At 72.4% G+C, this 16770-nt stretch carries 15 protein-coding genes and 5 tRNA genes; 8 read left to right on the top strand and 12 right to left on the bottom strand.

The annotated features are described in order from the left end of the window. The first annotated feature begins 144 nt into the window (after positions 1-144). The 5 genes from IE267_RS29580 to IE267_RS29560 all read left to right on the top strand — a co-directional run bounded on the left by IE267_RS29580 (position 145) and on the right by IE267_RS29560 (position 642). Positions 145-217: transfer RNA gene (locus IE267_RS29580), tRNA-Gly, on the top strand. 39 nt (positions 218-256) lie between these two features. Further along, a tRNA-Cys gene (locus IE267_RS29575) sits at positions 257-330 on the top strand. 1 nt (position 331) lies between these two features. Continuing rightward, positions 332-403: transfer RNA gene (locus IE267_RS29570), tRNA-Val, on the top strand. A 46-nt stretch (positions 404-449) separates the two neighbouring features. Next, positions 450-521, top strand: a tRNA-Val gene (locus tag IE267_RS29565). A 46-nt stretch (positions 522-567) separates the two neighbouring features. After that, positions 568-642 (top strand) — tRNA-Val (locus IE267_RS29560). Between the two features lie 259 nt (positions 643-901). On the opposite strand, the gene IE267_RS29555 is transcribed toward IE267_RS29560, so the two are convergent. Beyond that, on the bottom strand, positions 902-1111 hold the full coding sequence (locus IE267_RS29555) for a hypothetical protein (protein WP_100577417.1): 210 nt from the start codon (positions 1109-1111) through the stop codon (positions 902-904). 268 nt (positions 1112-1379) lie between these two features. After that, positions 1380-1658, bottom strand: a complete 279-nt coding sequence (locus tag IE267_RS29550) for a DUF8836 family protein (RefSeq protein ID WP_100577245.1) — start codon at positions 1656-1658, stop codon at positions 1380-1382. A gap of 194 nt (positions 1659-1852) precedes the next feature. Between IE267_RS29550 and IE267_RS29545 the strand changes: the two genes are divergently transcribed. Then, entirely contained in the window at positions 1853-3100 is a 1248-nt protein-coding gene (locus IE267_RS29545; protein ID WP_167154850.1) for a serine/threonine-protein kinase, read from the top strand. 108 nt (positions 3101-3208) lie between these two features. On the opposite strand, the gene IE267_RS29540 is transcribed toward IE267_RS29545, so the two are convergent. The 9 genes from IE267_RS29540 to IE267_RS29500 form a co-directional block, all read right to left on the bottom strand. Then, entirely contained in the window at positions 3209-4027 is an 819-nt protein-coding gene (locus tag IE267_RS29540; protein WP_161254436.1) for a TrmH family RNA methyltransferase, read from the bottom strand. Between the two features lie 68 nt (positions 4028-4095). Next, positions 4096-5316 (bottom strand): uroporphyrinogen-III C-methyltransferase, encoded by a 1221-nt coding sequence (gene cobA / locus IE267_RS29535; RefSeq protein WP_189765318.1) that lies wholly within the window; start codon positions 5314-5316, stop codon positions 4096-4098. 335 nt (positions 5317-5651) lie between these two features. Further along, positions 5652-9224 (bottom strand): nicotinate-nucleotide--dimethylbenzimidazole phosphoribosyltransferase, encoded by a 3573-nt coding sequence (gene cobT, locus IE267_RS29530; RefSeq protein WP_189765317.1) that lies wholly within the window; start codon positions 9222-9224, stop codon positions 5652-5654. Between the two features lie 341 nt (positions 9225-9565). Beyond that, positions 9566-10780, bottom strand: coding sequence for a precorrin-6y C5,15-methyltransferase (decarboxylating) subunit CbiE (cbiE, locus tag IE267_RS29525; protein WP_167154841.1), 1215 nt, complete (start codon positions 10778-10780; stop codon positions 9566-9568). A 104-nt stretch (positions 10781-10884) separates the two neighbouring features. Continuing rightward, entirely contained in the window at positions 10885-11541 is a 657-nt protein-coding gene (locus IE267_RS29520; RefSeq protein ID WP_167156418.1) for a GNAT family N-acetyltransferase, read from the bottom strand. Between the two features lie 184 nt (positions 11542-11725). Beyond that, a complete protein-coding gene (locus IE267_RS29515) occupies positions 11726-12577 on the bottom strand; it encodes a MetQ/NlpA family ABC transporter substrate-binding protein (protein WP_167154837.1) in 852 nt (283 codons plus the stop codon). A gap of 69 nt (positions 12578-12646) precedes the next feature. After that, positions 12647-13315 (bottom strand): methionine ABC transporter permease, encoded by a 669-nt coding sequence (locus tag IE267_RS29510; RefSeq protein ID WP_167154834.1) that lies wholly within the window; start codon positions 13313-13315, stop codon positions 12647-12649. Further along, positions 13312-14352, bottom strand: coding sequence for a methionine ABC transporter ATP-binding protein (locus IE267_RS29505; protein ID WP_161256372.1), 1041 nt, complete (start codon positions 14350-14352; stop codon positions 13312-13314). Before IE267_RS29505 ends, IE267_RS29510 begins: the two co-directional genes overlap by 4 nt. Positions 14353-14717: 365 nt before the next feature. Continuing rightward, complete coding sequence (locus IE267_RS29500; RefSeq protein WP_189765316.1) at positions 14718-15365, bottom strand: HAD-IA family hydrolase; 648 nt, start codon at positions 15363-15365, stop codon at positions 14718-14720. Between the two features lie 71 nt (positions 15366-15436). On the opposite strand from IE267_RS29500, the gene IE267_RS29495 reads away from it, so the two are divergent. Next, positions 15437-15796, top strand: coding sequence for a hypothetical protein (locus tag IE267_RS29495; RefSeq protein WP_161256366.1), 360 nt, complete (start codon positions 15437-15439; stop codon positions 15794-15796). 2 nt (positions 15797-15798) lie between these two features. After that, positions 15799-16224 carry a hypothetical protein gene (locus IE267_RS29490; protein ID WP_189765315.1) on the top strand — a complete coding sequence of 142 codons (426 nt, stop codon included), beginning with the start codon at positions 15799-15801 and terminating at the stop codon, positions 16222-16224. Positions 16225-16236: 12 nt separating this feature from the next. On the opposite strand, the gene IE267_RS29485 is transcribed toward IE267_RS29490, so the two are convergent. Continuing rightward, complete coding sequence (locus IE267_RS29485) at positions 16237-16740, bottom strand: GNAT family N-acetyltransferase (RefSeq protein WP_161256393.1); 504 nt, start codon at positions 16738-16740, stop codon at positions 16237-16239. Positions 16741-16770 lie beyond the last annotated feature (30 nt).

The following is a 16770-nucleotide window of genomic DNA, read 5'->3' as shown; positions in this document are numbered from 1 at the left end:
GGAGGCGAACAGCGGTCCGGGCTCCGGTCGCGGTCCGGACCAGGCGTAACGCAGCACGCTGCACAAACGCGTTTTTGTACTGGCCCGGGAATCCGCTAGAGTTCAACACGTCGCCGGGACGCGCAAGCGAAACGGAAACGACAAGCGGACGTGGCTCAGTTGGTAGAGCATCACCTTGCCAAGGTGAGGGTCGCGAGTTCGAATCTCGTCGTCCGCTCGATGTGGGGGATCTTCCCGAACCCCCATATGCACTCCTGGTGGAGTGGCCGAGAGGCGAGGCAACGGCCTGCAAAGCCGTCTACACGGGTTCAAATCCCGTCTCCACCTCCAAGCGCGATTAGCTCAGCGGGAGAGCGCTTCCCTGACACGGAAGAGGTCACTGGTTCAATCCCAGTATCGCGCACGCAGTAACACGAAGTAACCGGCCCCGTGAGACGTGGGGTCGTCCCGCGCGATTAGCTCAGCGGGAGAGCGCTTCCCTGACACGGAAGAGGTCACTGGTTCAATCCCAGTATCGCGCACGCAGTAACACGAAGTAACCGGCCCTGTAAGACGTGGGGTCGTCCCGCGCGATTAGCTCAGCGGGAGAGCGCTTCCCTGACACGGAAGAGGTCACTGGTTCAATCCCAGTATCGCGCACCACCCGAAACCCCCGACCTTCACCAAGGCCGGGGGTTTCGTCGTTGGTTCCCGGATCGGCGCACCAGGTCAACTGCCGGGCGGAGAAGCCCGGTCGGAGTCCTGGCCGGCGTGCGAGGCACGCGCAAAAGGCGGTGCCCGATCGGCTCCCCAGCCGATCGGGCACCGCCTTTTACAGCCGTCCGCCGCACCCCCGTCCCCACGGGGTTGAAAAGGCTCGATGTCCCCGACCCGGTCCGCTCTACCGGGTCCGGAGCGCCGCTCAGCGCCCCAGCATCACGCCCACGGACGACGCTTGTGTGACCACCGCGTCCCAGCCGCCGAAGACGACTACGAGCAGGGCCGCCAGGGGAAGGACCATGGCCGTCGCCACCAGGGGGTGGCGCGGGCCGGACCGGCGGGCGCCGAACGCGGCGCCGAACGCCCTGCGTCCCTGCGTGCGGATCATCGTCCGCGCAGCGGTGTCCGCCATGGTCCTCTCCCGTTCGTTCATGGCCTGGTCGTTCGGCTGCCTGGTTCGGCCGCCTGCTCGCAGGTCACGCGCTTGCGGGGCCTGCTCGCCGGTTGTCTGTTTGCAGCGGCGGGTGTTTGACCTCGGGGGACGAGTGCACCACCCGCCGCTTGTCTTCAACAGTAGGGATGCGCGGGGCCGCGGACGTCATGCCCTCGTACCGATCTCCTGGCCTCCCAGGGGATGAGCCGTCACCCCCGCGACTACTCCCCAGGGTGGAGACGGGCCCCTACACCTTGGGGTCTTCCCGGAGGGGACGCCCCTGGGCGCGGGCCTCCGCCTCCCCCGCGTCCTCCCTGGGGACCGGCTGCTCGACCAGGGCGAGCACCCGGGTGGCCATGAAGCGCGCGGTGCGCACGACCGTGCCGCTGCGGGTGACTTCGCTCACTTCCACCACCCCGCGGCGGACCGCGGTTTCCACTCTGCGACCCGCCCGGCTTGCCACCACTTCGTACGTCCGGGTCGTGTCTCCCGCGTCCACCACTATCTCCACGCGGTCACCCTTCATAGATCCAAACCCCCTTCTGCGACGGACCGTTGAGATCTCGCACGGGGCAGCGGCCATGGATCCGCGGCCTGCTGACCACTCCTCAAGTTTCCCACTCGGCACTGACAATCGCCCGGGCCGCGAGGGCGCGGCCTATGAGCACACCGGGCGACGGGTACGTAAGCTGTGCCACGTCAACAGGACTGGCAGCGGGGATGAAAATGGCGATGATGCGGCTCCGGCGCGAGGACCCGCGTGTCGTCGGCTCGTTCAGGCTCCACCGGCGTCTCGGTGCGGGCGGCATGGGGGTCGTGTACCTCGGCTCCGACCGGCGCGGGCAGCGGGTGGCACTGAAGGTGATCCGGCCCGACCTCGCCGAGGACCAGGAGTTCAGGTCCCGGTTCGCCCGTGAGGTCTCGGCCGCCCGGCGGATCCGGGGCGGTTGTACGGCCCGGCTCGTGGCCGCCGACCTGGAGGCCGAGCGGCCCTGGTTCGCCACTCAGTACGTGCCCGGACCCTCGCTGCACGACAAGGTCGCCGAGGAGGGTCCGCTGACGGCCGCCGAGGCCGCGGCGATCGGGGCGGCGCTGTCCGAGGGGCTCGTCGCGGTGCACGAGGCGGGTGTCGTCCACCGCGACCTCAAGCCGTCCAACATCCTGCTGTCCCCGAAGGGGCCCAGGATCATCGACTTCGGCATCGCCTGGGCCACCGGCGCCTCGACGCTGACCCATGTCGGCACGGCGGTCGGCTCCCCCGGCTTCCTCGCCCCCGAGCAGGTGCGGGGCGCCGCGGTCACACCGGCCACGGACGTCTTCTCGCTCGGCGCGACCCTCGCGTACGCCGCCATGGGCGACTCGCCCTTCGGGCACGGCAGTTCCGAGGTGATGCTCTACCGCGTGGTGCACGAGGAGGCCCAGCTGCGGGGCGTACCGGACGCGCTCGCCCCGCTCGTGCGGGCGTGCCTGGCCAAGGACCCCGAGGAGCGGCCCAGCACGCTCCAGCTCTCCATGCGGCTCAAGGAGATCGCGGCGCGGGAGGCCCAGGGCGGCCTGCACGGGCCGGGTCAGGACGTACGGCCTCCGGCCCAGCGGGAGCGGATCGAGACCGAGCGGCCCACGGGGCGGCTCGACGAGCGGACGCAGCGGTATACCGATGCGGGGCGGGGCACCGGTTCTTCGCCCGGGCCGCGGTCCGGGACCGGGGCCCGTACGGGGTCCGGTTCGGGTTCGGCGCCGCGTACGGGGTCCGGTTCGGGTTCGGCGCCGCGCACGGGTGGCTCGCGTCCGGGTGGGCCGCGCAGTGGCTCCCGGCCCGGTGGGCGGCCGGGTACGCGGCCCGGGGCGCGTACCTCGGGCGGTGGGCTGCGGCCGGCGAACCCGCGGCTGCTGCGGCAGCGGCTCACCGTGTTCGTCCTGGTGACGCTGATCGTTCTGCTGGGGATCGCCGCGGTCAAGCAGTTCTGAGGGCTCCAGCGGGTTTCCAGGAGGGCGCCTGCGTTTCGGGCGCGGTCCGACCCGGGCCTGTCGCGCGGTCCCCCGCGCCCCCGGGGTGAAAGCGGGGGCTTGGGTCGGCTACGCCGTCGGGCGGCCCGTCGCCACCGCGTAGAAGGCCACCGCCGCCGCCGCGCCCACGTTCAGGGAGTCGACCCCGTGGGCCATCGGGATGCGGACCCACTCGTCGGCCGCCACCAGGGCCTGGGTGGAGAGGCCGTCGCCCTCGGCGCCCAGCATCAAAGCCACCTTGTCCAGCTTGTGCGGGGCCGCCTCCTCGATGCTGGAGGCCTTTTCGTCGGGCGTCAGGGCGAGCAGGCGGTAGCCGGCCCCGCGGACCGTCTCCAGCCCCTTGGGCCAGGATTCCAGACGGGCGTACGGGACCGAGAAGACCGCGCCCATCGACACCTTCACCGAGCGCCGGTACAGCGGGTCGGCGCAGTCCGGCGAGAGCAGGACCGCGTCCATGCCGAGGGCGGCCGCGCTGCGGAAGATCGCACCGATGTTGGTGTGGTCGTTGACGGCTTCCATGACCACCACGCGGCGGGCGGTGGTGAGGAGTTCGTCCGCGGCCGGGAGCGGCTTGCGCTGCATCGAGGCGAGCGCGCCGCGGTGCACGTGGTAGCCCGTGACGCGCTCGGCGAGGTCCGGGCTGACCGCGTACACGGGCGCCGGAAGCTCGTCGATGACGTCCCGCATGACGTCGACCCACTTGGCCGAGAGCAGCATCGAGCGCATCTCGTAACCGGCGTCCTTGGCCCGTCTGATGACCTTCTCGCCCTCGGCGATGAAGAGGCCTTCGGCGGGCTCGCGGCGGCGCCGCAGTTCCACGTCGGTCAGGCCCGTGTAGTCGCGCAGACGGGGGTCGTCGGGGTCCTCGACGGTGATGAGATCGGCCACAGGGTGATACTGCCTTGTCCTGGGTGGGGTGCCAACGGCTGGGGCGCCGGTGGTCGTGGGCTGGCTGGTTACGGGCGGGCGTTCACGGTGACGACGTCGCCGATGACGATGACGGCCGGGGGCTTCACTTCCTCGGCCCTGGCGACCTCTCCGACGCTGCCCAGGGTGGCGTCCACCCGGCGCTGGGCGGCGGTGGTGCCCTCCTGGACCAGCGCGACCGGGGTCGCCGGATCCTTGCCGTGCGCCACGAGTGCCTCGGCGATCGCGCCGATCTTGTCGACGCCCATCAGGACCACGAGCGTGCCCCGCAGCTGGGCCAGTGACTTCCAGTCGACGAGCGAGCGCGGGTCGTCCGGCCCCACATGGCCGCTGACCACGGTGAACTCATGGGCCACACCCCGGTGCGTGACGGGGATGCCGGCCGCTCCCGGCACCGAGATGGAGCTGGAGATGCCGGGCACCACCGTGCAGGCGATGCCCTCCGCGGCGAGTGCCTGGAGCTCCTCCATGCCCCGCCCGAAGACGTACGGGTCGCCGCCCTTGAGCCGTACCACCGCCTTGCCCGCCTTGGCGTGCTCGATCAGCGCGTTGTTGATCGCCTCCTGCGCCATGAAGCGCCCGTACGGGATCTTCGCGGCGTCGATGACCTCGACGTGCGGCGGGAGTTCGTCGAGCAGGTCGCGCGGGCCGAGCCGGTCGGCGATGACCACGTCCGCCTCGGCGAGCAGCCTGCGGCCGCGCACGGTGATCAGGTCCGGGTCGCCGGGGCCGCCGCCGACCAGCGCGACGCCCGGGGTGCGGGTGCGCTGTTGCGGGGCGACCAGGGTGCCGTCGCGCAGGCCCTCGACGATCGCGTCGCGGATCGCGGCCGAGCGGCGGGGGTCGGGGGTGTCGGTGGTGAGGACGGCGACCGTGACGCCCTCGGAGCGGCCGGTGGCCGGGGTCCAGGCGGTGGCGGCGGTCGCGTCGTCGGCGCGTACGCACCAGACGCGGGAGCGCTCGGCCTCGGCGGAGATGCGCTCGTTGGCCTCGGTGTCGGCGGTGGCGACCAGGGCGTACCAGGTGTCCGCGAGGTCGCCGTCCCGGAAGCGGCGGCGCTCCCAGCGGATCTCGCCCGCGTCCGCCATGGCCTCCACGGACGGGGTGGCGCTCGGGGAGACCAGCGTGACGTCGGCCCCGGCGGCGATGAGCGCGGGCAGCCGGCGCTGGGCGACCTGGCCGCCGCCGACGACGACGACGCGGCGGCCGGTCAGGCGGAGGCCTACGGGGTACGCGGGGTGTTCGACCATGGCGGCGGTGCTCCTCGGGCGGAGTGACGTGCGGTGAGCCGCTGCGGCGATGAAGCGGCTGGTGGGAGGGGGTACGAGGTCCCGCGGACAGCCTAAGGGGCGGGCGGGTGGTGCGGCACGGGCGGAGCCGGTGTCCGAGACCCGCGCCCGGACGAGCCCACGGCGTCCGGTGCGTGCGATCGCAGGGCGCCGAAGGCCCTCGTAGCGGAGCTGCCGGGCGTTTCGGCAACGCGGCGAGCGTGCGTGCCGGACCCCGTGGCCCGGGGGTGGGGCTCGGACACCGGTCCTCGGGGCCGGGGTCACTGGCCCCGGCCCCGCTCGTGCGTGCGTGCGGGTTACTTCTCGGTGACGCCGGCCGAGTCGAACGTGGCGACCTCGTGCATCGCGCGGGCCGCGCTCTGCACCACCGGGAGGGCGAGCAGCGCGCCGGTGCCCTCGCCGAGGCGGAGGTCCAGGTCGACCAGCGGACGCAGGCCCAGCTTGTTGAGGGCCGCCACATGGCCGGGTTCGGCGCTGCGGTGGCCCGCGATGCAGGCGGACAGGACCTCGGGGGCGATCGCGCGGGCGACCAGGGCGGCCGCGCCCGTGCTGACGCCGTCCAGGATCACCGGCGTGCGCAGCGAGGCGCCGCCGAGCAGGAAGCCGACCAGGGCCGCGTGCTCCAGTCCGCCGACGGCGGCGAGGACGCCGATGGGGTCGGCCGGGTCCGGCTGGTGCAGTTCGAGGGCACGGCGTACGACATCGACCTTGCGGGCGTGCGTCTCGTCGTTGATGCCGGTGCCGCGGCCGGTGACCTCGGTCGGGTCGACGCCCGTGTAGAGGGAGATCAGGGCGGCCGACACCGTGGTGTTGGCGATGCCCATCTCACCGGTCAGGAGCGCCTTGTTGCCGGCGGCCACCAGGTCGCGGGCGGTCTCGATGCCCACCTCGATCGCGGCGATCGCCTCCTCGCGGGTCATCGCGGGGCCGGTCGTCATGTCGCCGGTGCCCGCGCGCACCTTGCGGGGCAACAGGCCGGGCGTGGCGGGGAGTTCGGAGGCGACACCCACGTCGATGACGCAGACCTCGGCGCCGACCTGGTTGGCGAAGGCGTTGCAGACCGCGCCGCCGCCGAGGAAGTTGGCGACCATCTGGCCGGTGACTTCCTGGGGCCAGGGGGTGACACCCTGGGCGTGCACGCCGTGGTCACCGGCGAAGATCGCGACGGCGGCCGGCTCCGGGATCGGCGGCGGGCACTTGCGCGAGAGGCCGGACAGCTGCGCGGAGATGATCTCCAGCATGCCGAGCGCACCCGCGGGCTTGGTCATCCGCTTCTGCCGCTCCCAGGCCTCGCCGAGCGCCTTGGCGTCCAGCGGGCGGATGCCCGAGACGGTCTCTTGGAGCAGGTCGTGCGGGTCCTCACCGGGCAGCGCGCGGCGGCCGTACGTCTCCTCGTGGACGACCCAGGACAGCGGGCGGCGCTTTGACCAGCCCGCCTGCATCAGCTCGGGCTCCTCCGGGAACTCGTCGACGTAGCCGACGCAGAGGTAGGCGACCACTTCGAGGTGTTCGGGCAGGCCGAGGGCGCGGACCATCTCGCGCTCGTCGAAGAAGGAGACCCAGCCGACGCCGAGCCCTTCGGCGCGGGCCGCGAGCCACAGGTTCTCGACGGCGAGCGCCGAGGAGTACGGGGCCATCTGCGGCTGGGTGTAACGGCCGAGGGTGTGCCGGCCGCCGCGGGTCGGGTCCGCGGTCACCACGATGTTCACCGGGGTTTCGAGGATGGCCTCGATCTTCAGTTCCTTGAACTGCTTGGCCCGGCCCTTGGGCAGCGACTTGGCGTACGCCTCGCGCTGGCGCTGGGCGAGTTCGTGCATGGTGCGGCGGGTCTCGGCGGACCGGATCACCACGAAGTCCCAGGGCTGCGAGTGCCCGACGGAGGGCGCGGTGTGGGCCGCCTCCAGGACGCGCAGCAGCACCTCGTGCGGGATGGGGTCGCCGCGGAAGCCGTTGCGGATGTCACGGCGCTCGCGCATGACGCGCAGCACGGCCTCGCGCTCGGCGTCGTCGTAGCCGGGGGCGGCGGGGCCCTGTTCGGGGGCCTGCACGATCTCGGCGAGCTCCTCGGCGGGGGGCTCCTGCGGTTCGGCGGCGGGCTCCGGTACGGCGGCCGGCTGCGGCGCGGCGATCACTTCGAGCGGCTCCTCGGCAGCGGCCTCCTCGGGAGCCTCGACCGGGGACGGCTGCGCGACGGCCGCCGGGGCCTCGGCCGACGTGAGCGGTTCGGCTGCCGGTGCCTCGGCCACCAGGGGCTGCTGCTGCGGTACGAGTACGGGCTCGGGCGCCTGCGCGGGCTCGGCGGCCGGCTGCTCGGGCGCGACCGCGACCGGCTGCTCGGGCACCTGTTCCTCGGCCGGCACCTCCTCCTCGCCCGGGACCTGCGGCACGGGCACGGCGACATGTGTGGGCGCCTGGACGTGCGGCACGACGACGGGCTGCGCCTCGGGGCCCTCGGCCCGGGCGGGCTCGGCGGCCACGGGCTGCTGCGGAAGCCGGGCCTCGACGACCGGCTCGACGACCGGCGCCGCGGCCACCGGCTCGGCGGGGGCGGGTTCGGCCGGGGCCGCCTGGGTCGCGAGCGGCTCCGGGGCGGCGGGCTGAACGGCGGCCTGGCTCTCCGGGGCGCTTTCGACGACCGGCTCCGCCACGGCGGGCTCCTCGACGACCGGCTCGGCGACGGTCGCCTGGACCGGGGCCGGTTCGGCCGCCGGGGCTTCGGCCGCCGGGGCTTCGGCGACGAGGGCCTCGGCAGGTGCGGGCTCAGCGGGCGCGGCCACGGCGGCGGTCGGGGTGACCGGCTCGGCGGGGGCGACCGGCTCCGGCTGTGCGGCCGGGGTGACCGGATCGGTCGCGACCGGACCCGCGGACTCGGCCGCCGGCTGCGCGGCATCGGGCGTGTGGGCTGCGGCCGGGGCGTCCTGCACGGGCCCGGCCGGTACGGCATCCGCCGGTACAGGTACCGGTGCCGGCTCCGGCCGGCCCGGTGCGGGCGCGAGGTGCGGACCGGTCGGCACCGAGCCCTCCACCGGCACGAACTGGCCGACGGGCTGCGGCTGTCCGGGCTGCTGCGGGGCCTGGTCGGCCGCCTGCTCCTGGATCTCCTGGGCCTGCTGGGCGACCAGCCGGTCCACCAGGAGGGTGGACTGCGCGACGGCCTGCGGGGCCGGTGCCGCGTGCTCGGCGGCCTGTGGCTGGGCGGCCGGCGCCGCGGCCTGGACCGCGAGCTCCTCCGGGACGACCGTTTCTGCAGGGGGCATGGGTGTGTTGAGTGACGGGTGGGGCGCGGAGCGCTGCTGAGGCGTCCATGCCATCCCGGGCCCAGGCCCGGGTGCCAGATCCCCGAGCTGGGCTCCCGGCTGCTGGGCGGCCGGCTCCTCGCGCGGAATGTCCAGGTACTCCGGTCCCGTGGTCGGCGGGCCCTGGGTGCGGGTCGGCACCGGGTTGACCGGCGTACCGGCCGGGCCTCGGTCGGCGAGGGAACGTACGACCCCGGCGGAGGCGTCCGGCACCTGCGGGCCGAGGTGGAGGGGACGGCGGGACGGCGCCGGGCCGGCCGCGGGCTGCTGCGCGGCGCGGACGGCACCGAGCTCGACGGAGCCGGTGTCGCGGCCGCCGGCCTCGTGCGCGCCGGGCTCGGCCTGCCCGGGCGCGGGCGGCACCTGGGCCATGACGGGGGCCGGGGCCGGGGCGGACTGCGGGTCGATCCAGGCGCCCTGGGCGCCCGGCATCAGCAGCAGATCGTCGTCGTCCGCGGTGTTCTCGGAGGGGTCGAGGAAGGTGTAGGCGCCGGGAGCGGGGACGCCCGGCTGTTCCACCATGCCTGCGTTCTCCGGCAGTCCCTCGCCCGGGACCTGGCCGGTGTCAGTCATGCGTACCCCTCGCCCATCTGTAGTGCTCCATCTGCCTGCGCCCGGGGCCGCACACGCGGGACGCGTGCGTCGCCCGTCGCTCGGAACGGGTGCGCCGCGCGGTTGCGGACGGCCCGCAGGCATCAACGACACCATGCATTGTCGCGGGCCCCCGCCGCCGTGGCGGTCGGTCGCGGCCACGGGCCGTGTGGGCTGCGCCACGTTGCGCGTCCCCCGGATGTGCCGTACCGCGAACGGATCCCAATGCGGGCCCCTTTTCCGGCCCTTGGCGAGCTGGGTGCCGAACGGCCGGGTGCGGTACAACGATCGGCCAGCCTACCCCCCGCGACGCGCCGGAAAAGTCACAGGGATCTTTCTTTCCGCCTTCCGGAGAGCAGGAAGACGACCGAGCGTTCGCGCTCCGACCAGGCGCTCGTGTCGAGGTCGACCGATTGGAGGAGCGCGCACTCGACCTCGTATCCGCCGGCGCTCAGCGCGGCTCCCACGGCCTCCGCCTCGTCCCGGGTGGCCGCGTGCGTCACGATGCGCTCCGGCCTGCGATCGGCGCACGCCTCCACCACGGCCGCGCCGCCTCCCCCGACGCGTACGACGTCGGGCTCGGGCAGCGATTCCAGGACGTGCGGGGCCCGGCCGCGGACGACCTGGACCTGGACGCCGAAGCGGCGGGCGGCGGACTCGGTGCGCGAGCAGGCCTCCGCGTCGGTGTCGACGGCGATGACGGCGGCGCCGAACCGGGCCGCCTCCGTGGACAGGGCGCCGCTGCCGCAGCCGATGTCCCAGACGAGGTCGCCGACGCGCGGGCCGAGCCGGGCGAGTTGGGCGGCGCGCAGGTCGGTGGACTCCCCCGGGCCGAGCCCGGCGCCGTACTCGCGGTCGGGCAGCGCCCAGCCGCGCGGTGCGGAGGGGTAGCCGGGCGTGGGCGCGGCGAGCCAGCCGTCGCCCTCGCCGGCGGGGCCGCCGCCGAGGACGATGACGACGTTGGGGTCGCGCCAGGCGTGGTCGACGGCGTTCTCGGAGGTGAGGACGGTGACCTGTTCGCGGTCGCTGCCCAGTTCCTCGCAGATGACGAAGGTGCGGTGCACTCCTTCGAGGAGCAGCGCGAGCTCGGCGGGCCCGGCGCCGGGCGAGGTGAGGACGGCGACCTTGGCGTGGGCGCGGCAGACGTTGACCGCGCGGCGCAGGGTGCGGGGGTGGGCGACGACGATCCGGGCGTCGTCCCAGGGCATACCGGCCCGGGCGAAGGCTCCGGCGACGGCCGATACGGCGGGCACCACCTCGACCTCGAGGCCGTGCTCGGGGGCCCGCAGGGTGCGGACGACGCCGAAGAAGCCGGGGTCTCCGTCGGCCACGACGACCGCGCTGCCGCGGTGTCCGGCGATGCGTCGGGCGGCCAGGCTCACGCTGCCGAGCCGGATGCGCTCGGCGGCGGCCGGTACTTCGGGGAGTGCGAGGTGGTGGGCGGCGCCGGCCACCAGGGTGGCCGCGGAGAGGGCGGAGGTGGCCGCGGGGGTGAGGGGCGAACCGTCCCAGCCGATCACTGTGACGCGGTCGGCCATCTTCGTCAGACTCCAGGGGGTGTGGCTGGTCGGGTCGGCGGATGTGTGCCGGGTACGGACTTGAGGGTAGCTCCGGATTTCCGTTCCGGTCGTCGGCCCGGGATTCAGTTCCAGTCGGTGTAGGAGGCGTATCCGGCGTCGGCGAGCTGGTCGGCGACCCCGTCGAGGTCTTCGGGGAGCAGGCTCCACACGATGAGGTCGGTGCGGATGTCCGTCCAGCCGCCGTCCTCCGTCTGCGTACGCGCTATCCAGGCGTTCCGCAGGACGCCCTCGCTGATGCAGCCGATCTTCTGCGCGACCTGCTGGGATGCGGTGTTGTCGGCGGCGGTGCGCAGTTCGAGGCGCTCGAAGTGCTGGTCCCCGAACAGCCATTGGGCGGCGGCGAGCACGCCCTCGGTCGCATAGCCCTCACCACGGGCCCAGGGCGCCACGACGTAGCCGACCTCGGTGGCCAGGGTGCGCCAGTTGGTGTTCTGGAGGTGGACGATGCCGACCAGGCGCTGGGTGAGGAACTCGGTGAGCGCCCAAACGATTCCTCGGCCCTCGGTGCGCTCGCGCGGGGCGAGCCGGCGGACCCACTCGTCGGCGTCGCGGGCCGTGTAGGGGTGCGGCACCGAGGTCCAGGCGACGACCTGCTCGTCGTTCATCATCTCGATGAGCGCGGGGCCGTCGGCGTCCTCGAAGGGGCGCAGCACCAGGCGGTCCGTGCTGATGGAGATGTCCGGGAAGACCGGAAGGGGGGTTGTCATGTGCCGCTCCATGCCGTGGACCGCCGTGGGGACCGGGAAGGCGCTCAGACCTCCGTGGCCCGTGAACCTATAAGGACCGTAAAGGCACAGCATGCAGCATCGGGCCCCCGGCGCGCATGGCCGGGTGGGCGGTACGACGAAGGTCCCGGACCCCTGGCGGGGTGTCCGGGACCTTCGTTCTGCCGTACGGGGAGCGCTACTTGGCGGCGCCGAACGCGGGGACGACGGAGCCCGCGTACTTGTCGGTGATGAACTTCTTGACCTCGTCGGAGTTCAGGAGCTTGGCGAGCTTCTGGACGCGGGGGTCGTTCTCGTTGCCCTGCTTGACGGCGAGGAAGTTGGCGTAGGGGTTGCCCTCCGCCTTCTCCAGGGCGAGGGAGTCCTTGGCGGGCTTCAGGTTCGCCTCGATCGCGTAGTTGCCGTTGATGACCGCGGCGTCCACGTCGTTGAGGGCGCGGGGCAGCGTGGCCGCCTCCAGCTCCTTGAACTTCAGGCCCTTGCTGTCCTTGATGTCGGAGAGCTTGGCACCGGAGCCGGCGCCGTCCTTCAGCGTGATCACGCCGTTGGCGGCGAGCAGTTGGAGGGCGCGGCCCTCGTTGGTGGTGTCGTTGGGCACGGCGACGGTCTGGCCGGAGGTGAGGTCCTTCAGCGACTTGACCTTGTGCGAGTAGACGCCGAGCGGCTCCAGCTCCACGTTGACGACGGGCACGATGTGGGTGCCGTTCTTCTTGTTGAAGTCGTCCAGGTAGGGCTTGTGCTGGAAGAAGTTGGCGTCGACCTGGCCCTGCTCGGTGGCGGTGTTGGGCAGGACGTAGTCCGTGAACTCCTTCACCTCCAGCTTGAGTCCGGCCTTGGCCGCCAGGTTGTCCTTGACGAACTTGAGGATGTCGGCGTGCGGCGTCGGGGACGCGGCGACGACCAGCGCCTTGGAGTCGTCCGCCTTGGCGCCCGCGGGCTTCGGGTCGGAGGAGGAGCCGCAGGCGGTGAGGCCGACGGCGAGGGCGCCGGTGACGAGGGCGGCAGCGGTGATCTTGGTGTTCTTACGCACGAAAAGTGCCTCTTTCCGGTGGTGCGGTGTGACGCCCGGACAAGGAGTGCGGGCCGTGGGGAGGGAGGTTCAGGAGGTCCGGCCGCGCCGGGCGATCAGGCGGACGACGCCGTCGCCGAGCAGCTGGACCACGGTGACGATGGCGATCAGGACCGCCACCGTGATGAGCATGAAGTTGGTCTCGAAGCGCTGGTAGCCGTACGTGATGGCGACCGAGCCGAGCCCGCCGCCGCCGACCGCTCCGGCCAGGGCGGAGTAGCTGACCAGGGTGATCACGGTGGTGGTGATGGCGGAGACCAGGGAGGGCAGCGCCTGGGGGAGCAGCACCTTCCACACGATGGTGGGGATGCCGCCGCCCATCGACTGGACTGCCTCGACGAGCCCGTGGTCGACCTCGCGGACGGAGGTCTCCACCAGACGCGCGAAGAACGGGATGGCCCCGATGGACAGCGGCACGATCATGGCGCTGGGGCCGATGAAGGTGCCGACGGCCCAGGTGGTGAAGGGGATCAGGGCGATCAGCAGGATGATGAACGGCAGCGAGCGGCCGATGTTCACGATCACGCCGATGACCTTGTTCACCGGGCGGTTCTGCAGGAGCCCGCCCGTGTCGGTGAGCACGAGCAGCACCCCGAGCGGCAGCCCGAGCCCGATGGTGACGACGGTCGCCCACAGCACCATGTAGAGGCTGTCGTACGTGCCCTGCGACAACAGCGGCTGCATTTCCGACCAGGTCACTTGGCACCTTCCTTCACCAGGTCGAGCGCCTGGCTGTCGTCCACGACGTCCACCTGGAGGCCCTGCTCGCGCAGGAAGCCGACCGGGACGACGTTCTCCTCGTAGCGGCCGGGCAGTTCGATCCGCATCCGGCCGATCTGCTTGCCCGCCACGGTGTCCATGGCCGCGCCGAGGATCGAGATGTCGATGTTGTACGTCCGTGCCAGCTGCGAGACGACCGGCTGGGTGGCGGCCTCGCCGTGGAAGGTGACGTCGATGACGGTGCGCTCGGGGCCGCCGGCCGCGCCGGTCACCGGGAAGAGTTCGGCGGCCAGCTGGGAGCCGGGGGTGGCGAGCAGTTGGCCGACGGTCCCGGACTCGACGATCTTGCCCTTCTGCATCAGCGCGGCCGAGTCGCAGATCGTCTTGACGACGTCCATCTCGTGCGTGATGAGCAGGACCGTGAGGCCGAGCTGCTGGTTGAGGTCGCGCAGGAGCTGGAGGATCGAGCGGGTGGTCTCCGGGTCGAGCGCGCTGGTCGCCTCGTCGGAGAGCAGCACCTTGGGGTCGCCGGCCAGGGCGCGGGCGATGCCGACGCGCTGCTTCTGGCCGCCGGAGAGCTGGGCGGGGTGGGCCTTGGCCTTGTCGGCGAGGCCGACGAGGTCGAGCAGGTCGAGCGCCTTGCGGGAGCGCTCCTTGCCGGAGACGCCGAGGATCTCCAGGGGCAGCTCGACGTTGTCCTGCACGGTGCGCGAGGACAGCAGGTTGAAGTGCTGGAAGACCATGCCGATGCGGGAGCGGGCCCGGCGCAGGTCCTTGCCGGCCCGGCGTCCGCGGCCGGCCAGCGCGGTGAGGTCGACGCCGTCGACGGTCACCGTGCCGGTGGTGGGGCGCTCAAGGAGGTTGACGCAGCGGATCAGGGAGGACTTGCCGGCGCCGCTCTGGCCGATGACGCCGTACACCTCGCCCTCGCGGACGTGCAGGTCGACGCCGTCGAGCGCGGTGATATCTCGTCCGCGCGACTGGTAGACCTTGGTCAGGCCCGTTGTGGTGATCACAGGATTTCCGTCACTGTCGAGTGCGCGGCGCGGGGTATGCCGGGCACGGGGCAAACGTGTTCGGGCGCGGCTCGGCCTCATCGGTGGATACCGGGGGCACGGTGTGCGCAGGGGGCGGGCCGGCTTCGTATGTTCGATACGCAACCGGGCACGGCCGACCGTCTCGCTTCGGGGCGCGAGGCTCAGGCGGGGGCCCTCAGAAGGCGCACATTCGACACATACAACGAGCACCGGGCGTCATCATCGCCTCGGTCGCAAGGGTGCGGCTGCTCGTCGTGGTCATGTGGCAAGTAAAGCAGAACCGGTCAGGAACCGATCAGGGATGTCCGAATACCGGACACCCCTGGATCGACATGCGGACGGGGTCACTCCGCCGTGGTGATCTCCACGCCACCCGCCGTGGCCTGCGCGGACACGGCCGACAGGTCCTTCACGACCACGTCCGCGACCAGCTCGTCGGCCCGGTGCGTTGTGGTCAAGGCCACGGTCGTCATGCCTGCCGCACGCCCTGCCGCGAGCCCCGCCGGGGCGTCCTCGAACACCACGCAGCGGGCCGGATCGACCCCGAGCCGGGCCGCCGCGAGCAGGAAGGGCTCGGGGTCGGGCTTGCCCCGGACGATGTCGTCGGCGGAGACCAGGAGCTTGGGGTGGATGCCGGCCTCGTGCAGGCGGGCCTGTCCGAGCCGGCCGGTCGCCGAGGTGACCACGGCCCAGCGGTCCGCGGGAAGCGAGGCGAGCAGGGCCGCGGTGCCGGGCAGCAGCACCACTCCCCCGGCGACGTCCTCGACCTCCAACTCCTCGATGCGGGCCAGGGCGCCCGGTACGGCGTCGACGGGCAGCAGGTCGGCCACGATCTCGCCGGCCGGGCGGCCGTGCAGCTCCACGCGCGCGAAGTCCTCGGCGGTGATCCCGTACTCCTGGGCCCAGCGGGTCCAGCACCGGGTGACGGACGCCATGGAGGAGACGAGCGTTCCGTCGTTGTCGAACAGCAGGGCTTCGGCATGGATCTTCATGTCTGTCGACCCTACGGGTGGGGGTGGGGGTCGGCGCATCGGGCCTTTCGACCCGTAATACCCTCGACCCCATGCTCGATGCCCTGACGGTCGCGGTCGCCGCCGCCGCGCTCGCCCTCGCTGCCTGGTGCGGTTTCGCCGCATACCGGGACCAGCCCACCAAGGACTGGCACTTCATCGGCATGGCCGTGGTCGCCGTCCTCGCGCTGGCCCAGCTGGTCGTCGGGCTCGTGCAGCTCGGCCGGGGCGAGCGGCCCGAACAGGGCGTCGCGATCTTCATCGCGTATCTGGCCGGCGCGTTCGCGGCCGTCCCGGCCGCGGGATTCCTCTCGCTCTCCGAGCGGACCAAGTGGGGCTCGGTGACGGTGTCGGCGGGTGCCGTGGTGCTCGCCGTGCTCGAAGTGCGTCTCTACGACATCTGGGGAGGCTGACCGTGACCGAGTCCGCCACTGACACCACGCCCGCCGACGAGAACGACAGGCTCGGCTCCGGGCCCGGCCGGGTACTCGTCTGGTTCTACGGGGTGTTCACCGTGGCCGCGGCGTCCCGCTCGATCGTCCAGATGATCATGGACTTCGGCAAGGCCCCGCTGGCGTACGTGCTCTCCGCGATCGCGGCCTGCGTGTACGGCTTCATCACGTACTCGCTGGTGCGCGGCGGCGAGAAGGCCCGCCGGGCAGCGCTGGTGTGCTGCGCGGCGGAGCTCCTCTTCGTTCTGGTCGTCGGCACCTGGAGCCTGGCGGACGCCTCGGCCTTCCCCGACGCCACGGTGTGGTCGGACTACGGGATGGGATACCTCTTCATCCCGGTGATCCTTCCGGTCCTCGGCATGCTCTGGCTGCGGCGCAACAAGCGCTAGCGCCGGACGGCGTCAGGCGCTCGCCACGAACTCCTGGGCCGCCGCGTCCTTTTCGAGGGTGATCAGGGACAGGCGGGCGCTCACCGGCTCGGTGGCGACGGTCGCGTAGCCGTGCCGTCGGTACAGGCGCAGGTTCGACTCGCTGCGGTGGCCGGTGAAGAGCTGGAAGCGCTTGGCGGAGAGCTCCGCCGCGCAGTGCGCCTCGATGGCGTCCAGAAGCCGGCCGCCCAGGCCGTGCCCCTGCATCCGCGGATGCACGATCAGCTTGTCGATGCGGCCGGTGCCCGACGCGTCCACCCGGCCCCGCACCGAGGCGATGATCTCGTCGCCGAGCCGGGCCACCAGGGCGTATCCCGTGGAGAGTTCGGCCCGCAGCTCCTCAAGGGTCTGGGTCAGGGGCTCGATCGAGTAGTCGCCGTAGAGCTCGGCCTCGCTCTGGTAGCACAGGTACTGCAGCTTCAATATCTGCTCGGCATCCTGTGCGCCGGCCGCAGAGATGGTCACGCTCATGCCCATGTGTGCATGCCTCTCGCTCAACTGGTCCCC

The sequence above is a fragment of the Streptomyces xanthochromogenes genome, from assembly GCF_014650455.1.
GTDB lineage: Bacteria > Actinomycetota > Actinomycetes > Streptomycetales > Streptomycetaceae > Streptomyces > Streptomyces xanthochromogenes.
This window is presented reverse-complemented; position numbering and strand designations above follow the sequence as displayed.